Annotated in this window: 9 protein-coding genes, 1 tRNA gene and 1 pseudogene; 7 read left to right on the top strand and 4 right to left on the bottom strand. The window is 58.5% G+C overall.

The features are described from left to right. Window positions 1-558: 558 nt before the first annotated feature. Window positions 559-2,493: pseudogene (locus VJU77_17085) on the bottom strand (alpha-amylase family glycosyl hydrolase). Between the two features lie 282 nt (window positions 2,494-2,775). Between VJU77_17085 and VJU77_17080 the strand changes: the two are divergent. Then, entirely contained in the window at window positions 2,776-3,864 is a 1,089-nt protein-coding gene (locus VJU77_17080; GenBank protein HKP05067.1) for a metallophosphoesterase, read from the top strand. A gap of 56 nt (window positions 3,865-3,920) precedes the next feature. On the opposite strand, the gene VJU77_17075 is transcribed toward VJU77_17080, so the two are convergent. After that, window positions 3,921-4,004 (bottom strand) — tRNA-Leu (locus VJU77_17075). A 114-nt stretch (window positions 4,005-4,118) separates the two neighbouring features. On the opposite strand from VJU77_17075, the gene VJU77_17070 reads away from it, so the two are divergent. The 4 genes from VJU77_17070 to VJU77_17055 all read left to right on the top strand — a co-directional run bounded on the left by VJU77_17070 (window position 4,119) and on the right by VJU77_17055 (window position 6,733). Further along, window positions 4,119-4,856 (top strand): PHP-associated domain-containing protein, encoded by a 738-nt coding sequence (locus VJU77_17070; protein ID HKP05066.1) that lies wholly within the window; start codon window positions 4,119-4,121, stop codon window positions 4,854-4,856. Window positions 4,857-4,925: 69 nt separating this feature from the next. Further along, entirely contained in the window at window positions 4,926-5,396 is a 471-nt protein-coding gene (locus tag VJU77_17065) for a hypothetical protein (GenBank protein HKP05065.1), read from the top strand. Window positions 5,397-5,474: 78 nt separating this feature from the next. Continuing rightward, window positions 5,475-5,924, top strand: coding sequence for a 3-hydroxyacyl-ACP dehydratase FabZ family protein (locus VJU77_17060; GenBank protein ID HKP05064.1), 450 nt, complete (start codon window positions 5,475-5,477; stop codon window positions 5,922-5,924). Between the two features lie 218 nt (window positions 5,925-6,142). Then, a complete protein-coding gene (locus VJU77_17055; GenBank protein ID HKP05063.1) occupies window positions 6,143-6,733 on the top strand; it encodes a hypothetical protein in 591 nt (196 codons plus the stop codon). Here the strand turns inward: VJU77_17055 and VJU77_17050 are convergent. Together VJU77_17050 and VJU77_17045 are read right to left on the bottom strand one after the other, a co-directional pair. Then, entirely contained in the window at window positions 6,638-8,782 is a 2,145-nt protein-coding gene (locus tag VJU77_17050) for a hypothetical protein (GenBank protein HKP05062.1), read from the bottom strand. The two genes, VJU77_17055 and VJU77_17050, sit on opposite strands and share 96 nt — an antisense overlap. Window positions 8,783-8,799: 17 nt before the next feature. Further along, on the bottom strand, window positions 8,800-10,431 hold the full coding sequence (locus VJU77_17045; GenBank protein HKP05061.1) for a flippase activity-associated protein Agl23: 1,632 nt from the start codon (window positions 10,429-10,431) through the stop codon (window positions 8,800-8,802). Here VJU77_17045 and rfbB point away from each other — a divergent pair. Beyond that, window positions 10,424-11,413, top strand: a complete 990-nt coding sequence (gene rfbB, locus VJU77_17040; protein ID HKP05060.1) for a dTDP-glucose 4,6-dehydratase — start codon at window positions 10,424-10,426, stop codon at window positions 11,411-11,413. The genes VJU77_17045 and rfbB overlap by 8 nt on opposite strands. Window positions 11,414-11,706: 293 nt before the next feature. After that, window positions 11,707-15,639, top strand: coding sequence for a right-handed parallel beta-helix repeat-containing protein (locus VJU77_17035; GenBank protein HKP05059.1), 3,933 nt, complete (start codon window positions 11,707-11,709; stop codon window positions 15,637-15,639). Window positions 15,640-15,721: the final 82 nt, after the last annotated feature.

The raw sequence follows: 15,721 nt of genomic DNA, 5'->3' as shown, positions 1-15,721 counted from the left end.
GGTCTCCGCGGCTAGCTGAATTTCGAAGTAAAATGCGGAGAGCGGCGGTGTCTCCGCGATGCGGATGGCGCCGTCGCTGATCTCGCCGGTCGAGCCGGAGAGTCGCTCAATCAGCGTTGGCTTCGCGTCGGGCGCAAGATCGAGGAAACGCCGCGCCTCAGCCGGGAGACAAACTTTAATCTCACTGAAGGTGAGCTGAGGATGCAAATTCGCGACCACGAGAAAGCGCTGCAGTGTCAGGGGATCGTAACGGAGAAAGGCATAGAGCCAGTGGCCGCTCGCCGATTCGCCCGGCATTCGCCCGAAATGCGGGTTGTCGTGGTTCGCCGAATTTAGCGGAAAGAATTTTCCGTCTCGAAACGCAGGCTCGCCGACGAGATTGATGAGCCGGCCGTAGAAATGCCTTAGCTCATCCTGTTCGGGCGAAAGACGTCCGCCATCGTATTGATGATCGTTTACCCATTTCACGAACTCCGGCATCGACCAATAGTCGAAGATCGAAGTGCGCGCGTCATCCCCGCCAAATCCTTCCGCACCCTCAGCCGGTTCACCAATTTCCTGGCCGTTGTAAAGCATGATCGCGCCGCGCGATAATCCGTAAAGAATCGCGGCGACTGGCCGGCCCACATTCATTCCAATGCTGCCCCATTCGCCGCGTGCCGCGAGCCGGACTTCGTCGTGGTTTTCCGCGTAACGCACGGAGTTGTGACAGATGAAATCGTCGGCAATCTCGCGATCGATATCGTTCGCCCAGCCGGAGCCGTCGTAAATGCGTTTGAGCGCCCGATAGGCAGGGGCGTCGTAAACGGCATTGAACCCGGCATTCAACAGGTCGAAGAGCACGTTGCCGCGGCCATGGTTGAGCTGGGAAACAATCGGATCGGTCCCCGGGACCTTTGCCGGGTCATCGTCGTAGGCTTCGCCCATGAAGAAGATGTCGGGTTGGCGGCGCCGCGCTTCCGCGATGGTCCACGACCACACTTCCGGCGGCACCATGTGAGCCATGTCGCAGCGGAAACCATCCACGCCTAACGACTGCCAATACGCGATCACCTGATCGGCCTTTTTCCAGGTGTCTGGGATTGGTTTGTCCGGGGCCCAGGCATTTGGATATTCGCGGACGGACTTTGTCGGATCGGTGAAATCGAAGCCGTAGTTCAATTTGATCGTCTCATACCAATCGTGAAGCTGCGGCGTCCAGCTCACGCAATTGTTGCCGGTGACGCGGCCGAATGTTCTCTCGCCCTCGAAGATTCCATCGCAGCTCTGTAGCGGCGGTCTCAGACCGCCGTCATCTTGCGCGGCTCGACGGTCCGAGACCGCCGCTACAGCCTGGCAGGTTGGACTGAGCGCGACTCCATCGCGAAACGTAGGCAAGCGGAGCGGCGGCCCGTTCGCGTCCGGCGTGAGGTAAAAGAAGTTGTTGTGCGGGTGGAAGAACTTCGTCCGGTCATCTCCTGCGCCGGCGCTGCCGCAAGTGCCGAAATTGCAATCAGGCCGGACACACGAGCTGTAGCTCCGCGCGACATGGTTCGCCACGAGATCGATGATCGCCTTTAGCCCGTGGTGGTGTAGCCGCTCGACCAGTTCCTGAAATTCCTTCATCCGATCGGCGGCGTTCATGGCGTAATCCGGACAGACATCGAAATAATCCTTAATCGCGTAAGGGCTGCCGGCGAGGCCCTTGAGCAAATCGGGATCGTCTGCCGGTTGGCCAAATTCCGAATAATCAGTGGCGGTGGCCTGTTGCAGAACCCCGGTCAGCCAGACGTGCGTGAATCCCATCTCGCGGATTGAAGCGAGCGCGTCGTCGTTGATGTCCGCGAATTTCCCGACGCCATTTTCCGCCAGGGTCCCGTTTCGCCGGCGGGTCTCGTTTGTATTGCCGAAGAGCCGGACGAACAGCTGGTAGATGCGGGTCCTGATTTTGGCGAGGTCATGGCGGCTGCGCCAGAGCAGGAGCGGAGCATTCCCATCCAGGCGCAATTGGTGGTAATGCGGAATGAATTTGTCGCCCGTTCCCGAAACGACCGTCCGGTCCGAACAACCCCAAAACCAGCCCCAGCCGTCATTCGCGTTCGGGTCTTTGGCGAAGATCGCGAAATTGATCGTGGCCACGTCGCCGACGACAGCGCGCGGAATGTGAAAGGTGAATTCGCCGTTCTGCTCCGTTACATCGAACGCCTGGGTCTGCTCGCGTTCGCTCCAGCGCCAACGTTCCCATCGGCGGATGATCGGAACGATCAGGCCGTTTCGGATTTCCGCCGTGAGAAGCAGATCGCCTTTGAAAGGCAGAAAGACCGTCGAACCTTCCGCCCATTGCGCGAACGGAAGAACCGCCGCGCCGATCTGTCGTAGCGTGCCGAGGGCCAAAAAAATATTTATCGCATTCTCGATCGTGCCGGCGGGACGATACCGGAAAAGAAATTCCCGCGAGGAGGTAATGACGGTAATCGAGACATTGTCCGAACCGGCAATGGTTTGCTCCGGCATCGCTTGGTTATGCCGGAAGCGTGGCGAATCGGAAAGGAGAACTCCAAAGAGCCGGCAGTGCTCAGGGGGACTCGAACCCCCATGCCTTGCGGCATACGTCCCTCAAACGGACTTGTCTGCCATTTCACTACCCGCGCGGGGAGAGAGGATGGAAGCGCACGATTTTCTCACAACGCGGTGGTGGAGCACTCCTTGATTTTCAGTGCCGGTTGAAGGGAGTGATCGACAGTTTCGAAAGACTCCTTCAAGATTCGCGCTGCCTCCAACCAGAAAAAATCCCCTGTGAAATCTCGTTTTGCCTTCGTCGGAATTTTCGCCGCAGTCCTCCCTGGCGTCCTCACCGCGCAAGCAGGAACAGCCGCCGGATTCCCACCACTCTCCCCAGTCCCCAAGACGGGGGCTCTGAAGGATGACCCGAAGGCCACGAAGTTTTGGTTTATCGCTGCCGGCGATAATCGGCCGGCGTCCGAGAGTTTGCCGCAACCCGACGTGCTGAGTCAGATTTTCAAAGACGCCCAAAAATTCAAGCCGGTCTTTTTTCTCTGGTCAGGCGACACGATTTACGGTCACGAAAATCACCGCAAAAAACTCGAGGCGCAGTACAAAGAATTCTTCCATCAAGCGCAGCACGCGAACGTCCCCGTCTTCAATGCGCCTGGAAACCACGAGATGGATTCCGTGCAGAAAATAGGAAACGAAAAAATCGAAACGCCCGATTCCAGGCTCCAGGCGTTTTATCTGGAGTTCATGAAATTTCCGTCCGGCGCTCCCGCCTACGGCGCCTTCGATTACGGAAACTCGCGCTTTATCGCCCTGGACACGGAAGAAGTAGCGACCCCGACCCCGACGCCGACTGGAACGCCGACTGCAACTGCGACCGCCACAGCGACGCCCGCGAAAAAGCTTAGATTGGATCCCGGCTTCGTCAGCCCCCAGCAGATCGATTTATTAACGCAAGACCTCGAGGCCAACAAATCCAAGGCGCACATTTTTGTCTTCATGCATCATCCGATCATGCCGGCGAAAAGTTCGTCTGGCCTGGAGCCGGCAATTGCGACCGCTTTGCAAACGCTCTTCAAAAACTACCCGAATGTTTCCTATGTCATCGCGGCGCACGAGCATCTGTACTACAACGCCACGGGAACGACTCTGGCTCCGGTCGATCGCCAGGACCCGTCCTCCCAGGGACCATCCTACCTCGTCAGCGGCGGCGCAGGGGCTCCGCTGGATACCTGTCCCGCGAGCGCATGCTCGAATTGCGGCTCATTTAATCATTACCTCGCGTTCGAAGTCGATGGAGACACCGTCAAAGTGCAACTCGTCCCGATTCCGTCGAATTCCCCGACGCCAACTCCGTGCAGCTCGCCGTAGATAGGGTGCCCGGCCCTCATCGGCTGACTTTCCCACGTCGGAACCCCGCCTTTCGTTGGTGCTCGGGGGGGGACTTGAACCCCCATGCCTTGCGGCATACGCCCCTCAAACGTACGTGTCTGCCATTTCACCACCCGAGCGTGCGGAGCATCGGAATGGTAAAGCACGTCCGACGGCCTGCAAGTCTGTTTGGCGACCCCTTCCTGCGCTTGATTGGCCCCTTGCCTGGCCGCTTCTCGACCGCAGATTGATCGGTGCAGCAGGACGAATGGATCAAGGTCGATCTCCATATTCATACGCTCGACGATCCGAAGGACGCGCTCGATTATTCGGCGCACGAACTTCTGGAGCGGGCGCGTGCTCTTGGCTTTCGCGTCCTGGCCATCACCTTGCATGACGCCGTTTTCGATCGCGCGGAAGTTTTTGAGGACGCGGCGAGGATGGGAATCCTGCTTATTCCCGCGGCGGAAGTGCGCCTGGAAGGGGCGGACGTCATCCTGCTGAACGTCACCGGGGAAGAAATCTCGTCGCTTCGCACGCTCGATGATCTGCGGGCGCTGCGAGCGCGGCGCGGCCCATCATTGTTCACGATTGCTCCGCATCCCTTCTATGTTTTTGGCGGCTCGATGGGAAAGAAGCTGGAGGAAAAAATCGATTGTTTCGATGCGATCGAGCTTTGCCATTTCTGGAGCCGCCTCTTCAACCCCAACCGGCGAGCCATCGAGGTCGCGGAGCGATATCGCAAGCCCCTCATCGCGACTTCGGACGCTCATCGCCTCCACGCTTTCGGATCGAATTACACGAGCATTCCGGCGCTCGCGGAACTCACCGTGGAAAATGTGCTGGCCGCGCTCCGGCGGGGGCCACTCCGCCTGACGAGCCCACCCGCCAGTTTTGTCGACCTGGTCAGCACCATATATTTCGTCTTCGTTGCGCATCCCTTGCGGATGAGAAGGCGAGAATTGAGAATGGACCCGCCTGCAACGCTGTAGCATTTGCGGGCAGGGAATGGAGGTAAGAGTTGAGTTGGATCGGCAAACGTGCTCAAAAGATGAACTGACATGAAAAAATTCAGTTTCCTTTTTCTTATTCTTGTGGCGGCCCTGGCTTTCAGCGGGTGCGGAATGTTCGGGTCAAAGAAGGACGACAAGAAAGCGGCGATCGATAAAAAGAGAGCCAAGGCGGATTTGCGCGAGGAAAACAACGACGTGGATTTCCAGGCGTTCGTAAGCCGCCTCAAGAAGGCGATCTCCGCCCACGACGTCAACACGATCGCCGGAATGATGACGGAGGATTTTGGTTATAGCCTGAATCCGGAAAAGGCTGGGGACGGGGTTTTCAAATATTGGGACGAGAATAATCTCTGGCCGGAGCTGGAAGCCATCGTCACGACGGAGAAGTTCGCGAAGAAGGGCGAGTATTGGGTCTCTCCACCGCAGTTTGCCGATCCCAGTCTCAACTACGATGGATACCGGCTTGGTATTCGACGGGTGAAGGGGAGCTGGAAGTTCGTCTATTTCGTGAATGGGTGAGGAAAGTGACATGTGACATGTGACGTGTGACGTGTGACGTGAAAATGCAAAAGCAGCGCTGAGCCAGGATCTCGTCACTTGTCACACGTCACACGTCACTTTCTTGGCCTCCCTCATCGACCGCCGTTTGTCTTTGTCCGCGAGATTGTGAGCTGTGAACCGGGCCACTCGGTTTCGGCCAGAACTTCCTTCTCTTCGGACGATCCGATGTTTGCGGGCCACTTTCCGGGAAATCCCCTGGTTCCCGGAGTAATTATTACCGAGGCGCTGGCGCAGGCGGCCGGCATTGCCGCGGCTTCGGGTTACCCGGACACCGCGAAACCGTTGTTCCTCCTTTCCGCGATCCGGACGATGAAATTTTTCCGAGCGGTCCGTCCGGAAGAGCAGATCGATTTGCAGGCGGAAAAGCTGGGACAGATGGAAGACCTTATCCAGTTTAAGGTCATCGCTACGGTGCGGGGCCAGGCGGTCGCGGAAGGCCAACTGGTTTTGAGCGAGGCCGCGACCTTTGCGCGCGGACCGGAATAGCGCATCGTTGGCTCACTCTCGAGCTCGTGGAACCTGACGGCCGTTTTTCATATCTTTTGATTTCTCGTGCCGGCTCCCGGTGTCTGGGGGTTGTTGTGATTGCCAGCGCCAGCTTCTTGGCGAGCTGTTCGTTTTTTTCGCCGCCACCGCCGTTACCACGTCAGGCGGCTATCGAGTCAGCTTCGATTCCCGCGGCGGACGCGAAAATCGCGGCTCTGGTGCAAAGCGCCGACCTCATTTATTTCCCGAGCGAATCATTGGGCTCTTCCGGACGGTACGAATCGGCCTGGAAATTAGTCGAAGCTTTGCACCGGGAAAGTGGGTCGTTTGCCATCGGCTGGGACGCGATCCGCGGAGACGAACAATCCCTTCTTGATCGCGGGACGAATAGGAAAGTCGCCACCGACGATACTGTTTCTGCGCTGCATTTGCAGGGCTCGGCTCGCGAGATCGAGATCTGCCGCAGACTGTTACGGGACGCCGCGCCCCTCGGCGTTCATTTTCTCGGATTAGCTGATGACGGGGTTGGGGAACAATTCGCCGCTGCGACCATTAGCCGATATTTCGAAGCGAATCGGGCCGAAAAAATCCTGGTCTTCTTTCATCGTGCCCACCTCGGCCGCGATCACGGTGTTCCGTATCTTGTTGCCCAAAAAGTCAGGGCCCGGCAGCTGGTTTTCGATGCGAAGCCGTCACCGACCTCGAGCGCTCAATTACTGGCCGGGGGGCTTCGGCGGAATGGCGGGCGGAGTTGGGGAAGCCTCGAGATCGTAGATGGCCCCCCAGTCGCCGGCGGCGACCTGCCGTGATTCTCGTTCCCACGGTTTCGTGCTGGCTGGGTAATTCGATTTCTCCATCCTTCCCCAAAACAAATAGCGGGTCTGGAGGTAGCGGGCGTTGTCCTTCCAATTGGGGGCGCCGTTCAAGAGAGCCTGAAGTTTGTCGTTCTCGACCGAGGTATTGAATCCCTGGGTCCAGAGATGGCCCGCGTATCCCAAAACCATTTTTCGTCCCTGGAGCAGAACGGGATGATTGTAGGTGGCATACCCTGCGAAGCGCGCGTTGGTGGGGAGCTTGCGCAGCGCCGCACCGACGGCATCCAGCTCGGTGCGTTCCGCGACTCCAAATCCGGGCTGGCCTGCCTTCAAACCTCCGAAGAGCGCGACAAAGCCCGAGAAGAACAGAACGATACAGGCAATCGCCCGGAGGGGGAATGGCCAGTGCGAGACCAATCCCTTCCAGAGAAAAGGAAGGATGATGAAATAAGCCCACACGATGATCTTGATGTTGTCCCATTCCCACGGCGCGGTCTTGACCAGGTAGCCAAGCAAAAAGATCGCGAGAGCCGCCGTGACGAAAGGGAAGGCCGCCGGCAGGGCGGAATCAGGAGTCCGGGAGAATTTTTTCCAGGCATACCAGAGAGTGCTCGCAAGGATTGCGGCGGAAAAGAAGACCACCAGGTAGAGCCAAAGTTTTGAGTTCGTCCGTTGCGACTGCCCGAGAGCGAATTTGAAAAGCCCGGCCGCGACGAGGAGAGCGCCCGCCGGAAAAACGAAGGCTGCCCCGGCCGGCATCTTGAACTCAGGGTCGCGAAAGATCTTCCATGCGGCCATGGCGGTAATGCCCACAAAGAAAAGGACGAGCGGAACCCAGCCGCCAAAGTTGACCAGCCAAAACTTGAGGAACGGCATGGCGAACTCGCCGTTTTGCTGGACCCAGCCGGGCTTCCATTCCAGGACCGATCCGGCGTGAAAGTTATCGCTGATTACCCAGACGAAAAAGACCGCCGGGAGGAACGCGGCCCCGACAAAGAGAAGCAGCTGCTTGCAAGTCTTCGCGTTACCGAAAAAGAAAATGAAGACGAGCACAATGCTGAGCGACATGAACGTGTGAACGTGGAAAAGCGGCATGGTCGCGTAAAGCGACAGCTCCACCCAAAAGGGGAGAGGCGGCTTCTTCGGGGCGGCGGCATTCTCAGGCAGATCCGGCGCGGAGGGAGATCCGGCCACCGCCGTTTCCGGTTCATTCGGGAAAAATCTTGCTCGCCATTGGTAGAGCAGCAGGAGCGCCGCGGGAATGGCATAGAGCAAGCCTCGCTGGGTCACGAACATCGACAGGGGAATGCTTTTCCAGGCAATCGAGTTCACGCCCTGATAATCCTGGAAAGCGTATGTTTTGAAGTAAGCGAAGCTCGCGACCCCGCCATTAAAGAGAAAGGCGGCGATGCCGAAGCTCCCCGCCCAGCGATACAGCGCATAACAAGTGGCGGCGGAAGCGAGCAAACCAGTCCAAACGAGGCCGCGCGGCACGTCCATTCCCATGAGGGTAAGCAACCCATTAAACAGATCGATTCCCGCCGGGTATCTTAGCTTGCTAAAGGCATGAATTGGGTTGTCCGGCCAAAGCGGGACTCCGCTGGCGAATTGTTTGATGTAAGTGATATGGAGCGACAGGTCACCCAGGTTATTCGGGGATTGGACCCTCCATTCGTTGCCGTCGAGGAAAATGACCCAGCAGAAGGACCGGCACGCGAAAATCGCGAAGACCGCGGCCATCAGCCAAAACCAGATGTGCCGGTACCTTTCTCGCGGCGGCGTAACGACCACCGGCTCTTTCTTGAGTCGCTTGAGCGCTCGCCGGCTTAGCTGAATTTCCGGGTTTTGATTGGGTTGCTCCAATGGCCGCCAGGGGGAGGGATCGTACTCGGTGAACCACCAGGCCAGGATAGCGGTGACCAGACCGATGAGCATCGAAAGCGTCGCCAGCGACCTGCTCAATCCTCCCTCCGCCATTCCGAGAAGAACGGAGGCAACAACCGAGATATTAGCAAAGGTGAGTAACGCCGATAACCACTTCATGCCCTGTTCCCCTTCTTCTAGGGCGCCGGTTTGCCGACAAATTCCGGGACGCGTCCGGGGAAGAGTTTTCCGAAGGTCTTGGCGTTCAAGTAGAGCTTCGAGGGGTCCTGATACTCGCGAATGGTCAGCGGTTCCGTGAAATAGCTTTCGTGCAGTTTCGCTTCCACCGTGGCGATCTTGTCTTCCTGCACGAGAAGGAAATCGCCATCGAGTTTATCGGGCATGTTGCCGCCCTCGTAATATCCTACACGAGTGAAATCGCCCAGCATCCAGGGGAGGGGATAGGTGCTGCCTCGGATCAGGTGGCCAACCATCTGGTAGTAAACCGGGTCGGATTTGGCGAGACGCAGGACCGGCCGGGTCAGCTTCCAGACGTCCTTGTAAGTCTGAACATAAACATAGGGTTCCTTGCTATCGGTAAAATGGACGTAGTTCAACCGGATACACAGGGCGAGGGAAATGGTAAGAGCGATCCCCGCTCCGATGTAGACCGCGCGAGTAAGGCTGACCGGAATCAGACCCGGTATCAGAAGAAGCACGCCGCCGAAGAGGAAAAGGAAAGGCCAGCCGAAGCTAATGATACACCATGGCGTCTTGTAGGCGATAATGGTGTAGGCGATCAGCGTTCCGACGCTGTAGATGGAAAGATAACGCAGCGCGAGGTGCTTGAACCACAGACACGCCCCGCAAAGGACGAGGCCGATCAACGCCGGCAGCTCATAGCGAGCCAGGAGCGCAAACCAATAATAGTTGATCCACTTGTGCGAAGCCACCAGGGCGTAGGCGTCCTTCTCGTGGCCGTTGCCTTTGTTGCCCGTCTGAAACCAGGCTTGGAAAGTCTTGAAGAGACCCGGCACTCCGCTCCAGTTCATGAAGGCGCCGGAATAAAAGAAGATGATGAGACCAACGCCGGCGCCAGTCACGACGAGGAGATCGACAAACGTCCACGTCTGCCGGACGCGTTGCGCATCATGCATTCGAATCATCTTATGCGAGATCCAGGTCATCACGGCCGCGATGGCGGCGCAGCCGAGATGAATGATGTAGGTCTCCTTGGTCAGAATCATCCCGGTAAGGCCCATCCCGGTGCACCAGAGATAGCCGACCGTTCCGCGCCTCCACATTCCCAGCACGCCAAGCATGAAGAGCATCAGGAAGAGAAGCAGCCAGACTTCGTGGATGGCGTAACGCCCGTAGAAAACAAAACCGGGGGAGACCGCCATGGCCAGGGCCGCCAGGCGGGCGACATTGCGCCCGACGAACGGCTCGAACTTCAAGGTCAGATGGACCGACAAGATACTGGCGATCACCACCGGCAAACGGATCGCCCAGAGGTTCCGGCCCAGAAGAGTTTGGGCCAGGAAGAGAATGTAGAAATGGAGCGGGCCGTGATAATTGGTCGGGTCGTAACGGTAGAAGCCGTTTTTCACCATCTGGTCGACGAACCAGCCATTGATGCCTTCATCGAAATGGGGCGGTTTGATCCCGAGCAGAAGGAGCCGAAGAAAGGCGCCGAGAGCGACGATTGCCCAGGGAGTCCAATCGACCCTGCCGGCTCGTTTTACCAGGTCGTCGAGCCTGGCCCCAAGGGTGGGAGAAACCGCTGGCGCGGCCTCCGCTCCGCTGCTAGTAACCGCAGCGATGCGCATTCTCGTAACCGGTGGCTGTGGATTCATCGGGAGCAACTTTATTCGGTATATTTTGGAACATTACAAGCCCGCGTCCGTGAGCAACGTCGACGTGCTCACCTATGCCGGAAATCTCGCGAACCTGGACGGAGTCGCGGAGGAACATGGCGAGCGCTACGAATTTTTCAAAGCCGATATCGCGAATTCCGACCAGATGGACGCGCTCATGACCGAGCACCGGTTTTATGCGGTGATCAACTTCGCCGCGGAATCGCATGTCGATCGCAGCATCAACGATCCCCAGAATTTCATTCATACTAACGTCGTCGGCACCAGTGTTTTACTGGACGCCGCGCGGCGCCATGGCGTCCAGCGCTTCATGCAGGTTTCGACTGACGAGGTCTATGGCTCGCTCGGGGAAACCGGGAAATTCACGGAACAATCACCGCTCGAGCCGAGCTCGCCCTATTCCGCGAGCAAAGCCGGAGCCGACCTGTTGGCGCTGGCCTGCCACAAAACATTTGGCCAGGAAGTGATCGTGACGCGCTGTTCGAACAACTACGGGCCGTATCAATTCCCGGAAAAGTTGATCCCGCTCATGATCATCAACGCCATGCGTGACGACAAACTGCCAGTGTATGGCGACGGCATGAATGTGCGCGACTGGATTCACGTGGAGGACCATTGCGCCGGAATCGTCGCGGCGCTTTTCGAAGGGAAGCCCGGGGCGACTTACAATTTCGGCGGCGACAGCGAGATGCCGAACCTCGACACGGTGAAAGCAATCCTGCGCAAGCTGGGAAAACCCGAGACTTTGATTTCGTTCGTCACCGACCGTCTCGGTCACGACCGCCGTTACGCGATCGACTCTTCCTTCGCGAAACGCGAACTGAAGTGGAAGCCGCTCCACAATTTCAAGGAAGGCCTTGAATCGACGATCGATTGGTATGCGGCGAATCGCGCCTGGTGGGAACCGCTCCTCGCACGGACCGGGAGGCATTAGGTTCTTCTTGGCAAGCGTTGTTACCCGTTTTCCTGCCGGCGGGCATTGTTCCTGCATCACGCGGGGAGATGAATTCTGCCGTACGCCCCAGGTCCCTCGCGGGGCGTTTTTTTTGCGCCTTTTTTCCTGCGCTTTTCCTCGGAGCCAGCTCTTTAAGCGCCGCGACGTTTACGGTCACTAACACCAGCAGTTCCAGTATTGGATCACTTCGCAACGCCATTGACAGAGCCAACCTCAGTTCTGAGGACGACATAATTGTCTTTGATATCCCGGGCACGGGCCCGCATGTCATCATGCTGGGAACCCCGTTGCCCACGATTCTTTCTAACGTCGTTATCCTGAACGATCGCAGCGGTGATGAGGCGATCACCGTTCAAGCTGGCGGCCGCGCTTTTACGATAGGCGATAATTTCACCAGTCCGTGGGTCCTTGTGGCCGGCATCAATATTAGTAATGGCAATTACTCAACAGGAGGCGCCGTCTGGGCCAATGCCTTTTTGACCCTGCGCAATTGCACGTTCTCCGGGAATCACGCCAACAGCGGCGGGGCGGTGTGGAACGGCCGGAATATGGCCGTGCTCAACTGCACCTTTACCGGCAATTCCGCGAGCCTTGGCGGCGCGGTTTTTAACCAGGGCCTGCTCGAAATCACCAATTCCACTTTCGATAACAACTCCGCGACCGCGGACGGGGGCGGCCTTTATAGCGCGGTGGGAACTCCTTCCGTGACGAACTGCACGTTCGGCGGAAACTCAGCCGTGCGCGGCGGGGCCTTTTACGGCGTCGGGTTGACCACGGCGAACACAATCTTTCAGCGCGGGAGCGCGGGAGAAAACCTAAGCGGCACCGTTACTTCGAAAGGACACAACATTAGTGATGATGCCGCCGGAGGAGACACAGGAACTGGTCCTGGGGGCGCTCTAAATGCCCTGGGCGATATCCGCAACAGAAACCCGCAACTGGACGTTTTGAAGGACAACGGCGGACGCACGTGGACGCGCGCAATTTTTCCTGGCAGCCCGCCCTACAATCGCGGGGGCGACGCGAATGCGCCGGCGACCGATCAACGGAACTTCACTCGCTCCTTTTTGAGCGACATGGGCGCTTTCGAGCTGGGCGGTGCGCCGGCTCCGTCGCCGCCTGCGGTGCTCACCGTTACCAATACCGACGACAACAGTCCGGGTTCGCTGCGGCAGATTATCGTCAGCGCGACGTCGGGGGCGACCATCGAATTTGCGCCAAATGTGACCGGGATCATCACTCTCACGAGTGGAGAACTCCTCATCAATAAAGACCTGACCGTTCACGGACCGGGTGCCTCCGTTCTTGCGGTGGATGGAAACAACGCTGGACGGGTTTTCAAAATCTACAGCGACTTCAGCAAGCTCACGGTCAATCTCTCGGGCCTGACAGTCCGTGGCGGGCGCATAGCCGGCGCGGCCGCCGAAGGGGCGGGAATTTATAGCTGGGCCACGACCTTAACGATTCAGGATTGTGTCATCGCGGGTAATTCATTGGTTGGCGCTGACGCCACGGCGAATAGCTCGAGCACCGGCGGTTATGGTGCCGGCGTTTATAGCTTTGGTCCACTGAGTTTGACCAACACGGTTGTGAGTGGCAACTCGATCATCGGCGGGAAGGGCCATCCCGCTAACTCCGCCTACGCCGCCGGTGGCACCGGATACGGCGCGGGCATTTATCAGGTCGATAATCTGACGATGACTAATTGTCGGATCGAGGGGAACACTATCTTCGGCGGCGACGGAGCGGATGGTGCTCAATCTGGTAATACCGGCGGGGGCGCGTTTGGCGGCGGTATTTATCAAGGCTTCGGGTCCAGCTGCACAATTCTAAACTCCCAAATCATGGGCAATACCATCCAGGCCGGCAATGGCGGCAACGGCGATACCACCGCTTACAATGGCGGCGACGGAGGAGCGGCGTCCGGAGCGGGTCTGCGTCCCTTTGCTCCGCAAGTAACCCTGGTCGATTCTTCGATCAGCGACAACACGGCCATGGCCGGAAATGGCGGTTCGGGTGGGACAATCGGCGGCACCGGGGGCGGCGGAAAAAAAGCTCAGGGCGGGGGTCTCTATTACGGCAGCCGAACGGCTTCAATCTCCAATTGCACGTTTAGCGGCAACTTCGTTCTGGGTGGGAAAGCGGGTCCCTCGCCGACCGGACAGAATGGCGGTTTCGGCGAAGAGGGAAGCGGCGGCGCTATCTATAGAGCGGTAAATACCTATTCCGACGCGTCCATGACGTTGGTCAATAGCACGATCAGCGGCAACTCGGCGACCGGCGGCTCCTCGACAAACGTCGGAAACCCCGGGCGCGGAGGCGGAATCGCGCACCTTTGGGGAGCGCTCAGCACGATCAACTGCACGATAGCGAATAATGCGGCCGCCGGAACTGGCGGTGACGGCAACTCAATCAGCACGTCCGCGCAAGGAGGCGGCCTTTATGTCGAGACCGGGACAGTGACTTTGCGAAACACAATCGTAGCCGGCGGAATCGCAAGCCAGGGGCCGGACATTTTTGGAAGTATTGACCAGAGTAGCAGCTTTAATTTGATCGGCGACGGTTCGAGCCTGACGGGCGCGATCGATGGAACCAACGGCAACAAGATTGGGACGACCGTTTCACCGGTTGATCCACTCCTGGCGCCGCTGGCCGACAATGGTGGCCTCACCCTGACGCGGTCGCTCCTTGCCAGCAGCCCAGCGCTTGACGCTGGAGATAATTCCGCAATTACAACTCCACCATTCATTGGGCCGTCGTTTGCCGACCAGCGAGGTGCTGGATATCCGCGTATTGTAAATACCACGGTCGACATCGGCGCGTTCGAGCTCGGTACGATTTCCTCCTCCCCAACGCCGACCGCCACGCCGACAGCAACCGCGACTGCCACTCCCACGGCAACGGCGACGCCAACTGCAACGGCGACTGCGACGCCAACTGCAACGGCGACCGCGACTCCGACTGCAACGGCGACCGCGACTCCGACGGCAACGGCGACTGCGACGCCAACTGCAACCGCGACTGCGACGGCGACAGCGACTCCGACGACAACGCCGACTGCGACGCCAACTGCAACCGCGACTGCGACGGCAACCGCGACTGCGACGCCGACGGCAACGGCGACTGCGACGCCAACTGCAACCGCGACTGCGACTCCGACGGCAACGGCAACCGCGGTTCCGACCGCAACAACTACTGCGACGCCCACAGCAACAGCGACCGCGACTCCGACGACAACGCCGACTGCGACGCCAACTGCAACCGCGACTGCGACTGCGACGGCGACGGCAACTGCGGCGGCAACTGCGACGCCGACCGCAACGCCCACGGCGACGGCGACCGTGACTGCAACTCCTACGGCAACGGCAACCGCTACAGCCACGGCAACTCCCACGCCTGCTCGGGGAATGATTGGAAATGTCTCGACGCGCTTACCAGTCGGTCACGGTGACGATGCATTGATCGAAGGCTTTATCGTTCAAGGGCCGCAGGGATCGGCAAAGAGGATCCTGGTGCGCGCGATCGGGCCTTCGCTCCTTCCGTTTGGAATCAGCGACGCGCTGGCCAATCCTGTGTTAGAGGTTCACGATTCGAGCGGCGCCACCGTGGCGACGAACAACAATTGGAAAATCACCCAGATCGGCGGCCTTATCCCGGGCGATCAATTCGCGGAGATTAGTGGGAGCGGCCTGGCGCCGAGTGATGATCTGGAATCAGCAATCATCGCGGATCTCACGCCCGGCAGTTACACAGCCGTTGTCCGCGGCGTCGGAAACACAACCGGGACTGGCGTTCTTGACGCCTACGATCTGAGCGCCGCCTCACCGGCGCAGCTCGTCAACATTGCTACTCGCGGTCTTGTGCAACCGGGGGACAAACTGATGATCGCCGGCTTTATCGTCCAAAATGGATCGGTCAGAGCGGTTGTGCGCGCGATCGGGCCTTCCCTGGAAGCGTTCGGCATCACGAACGCGCTGCCCGACACGACACTTCAGGTAAGGGATCAAAACGGCATCGTCATCCTGGAGAATGACGATTGGATGACGAACCAGAAGGCAGAGCTAGAGGCGACCGGACTTCAGCCGAGTAACAATCTCGAAGCAGCCGTTATTCAGAGGATCCCGTCCGGCCAATACACGGCCCAGCTGCGCGGGAAACCTGAAACCACAGGCATTGGAACCGTTGAGGTTTATTTTCTTCCGTAACCCGCTCCACAATTTCAAGGAAGGGCTCAATTCGAACATCGATTGATATGCGGCCAATCGCGCCTGGTGGGAGCTGCTCCTG

Source organism: Chthoniobacterales bacterium, assembly GCA_035274845.1.
GTDB lineage: Bacteria > Verrucomicrobiota > Verrucomicrobiia > Chthoniobacterales > UBA10450 > AV80.
This window is presented reverse-complemented; position numbering and strand designations above follow the sequence as displayed.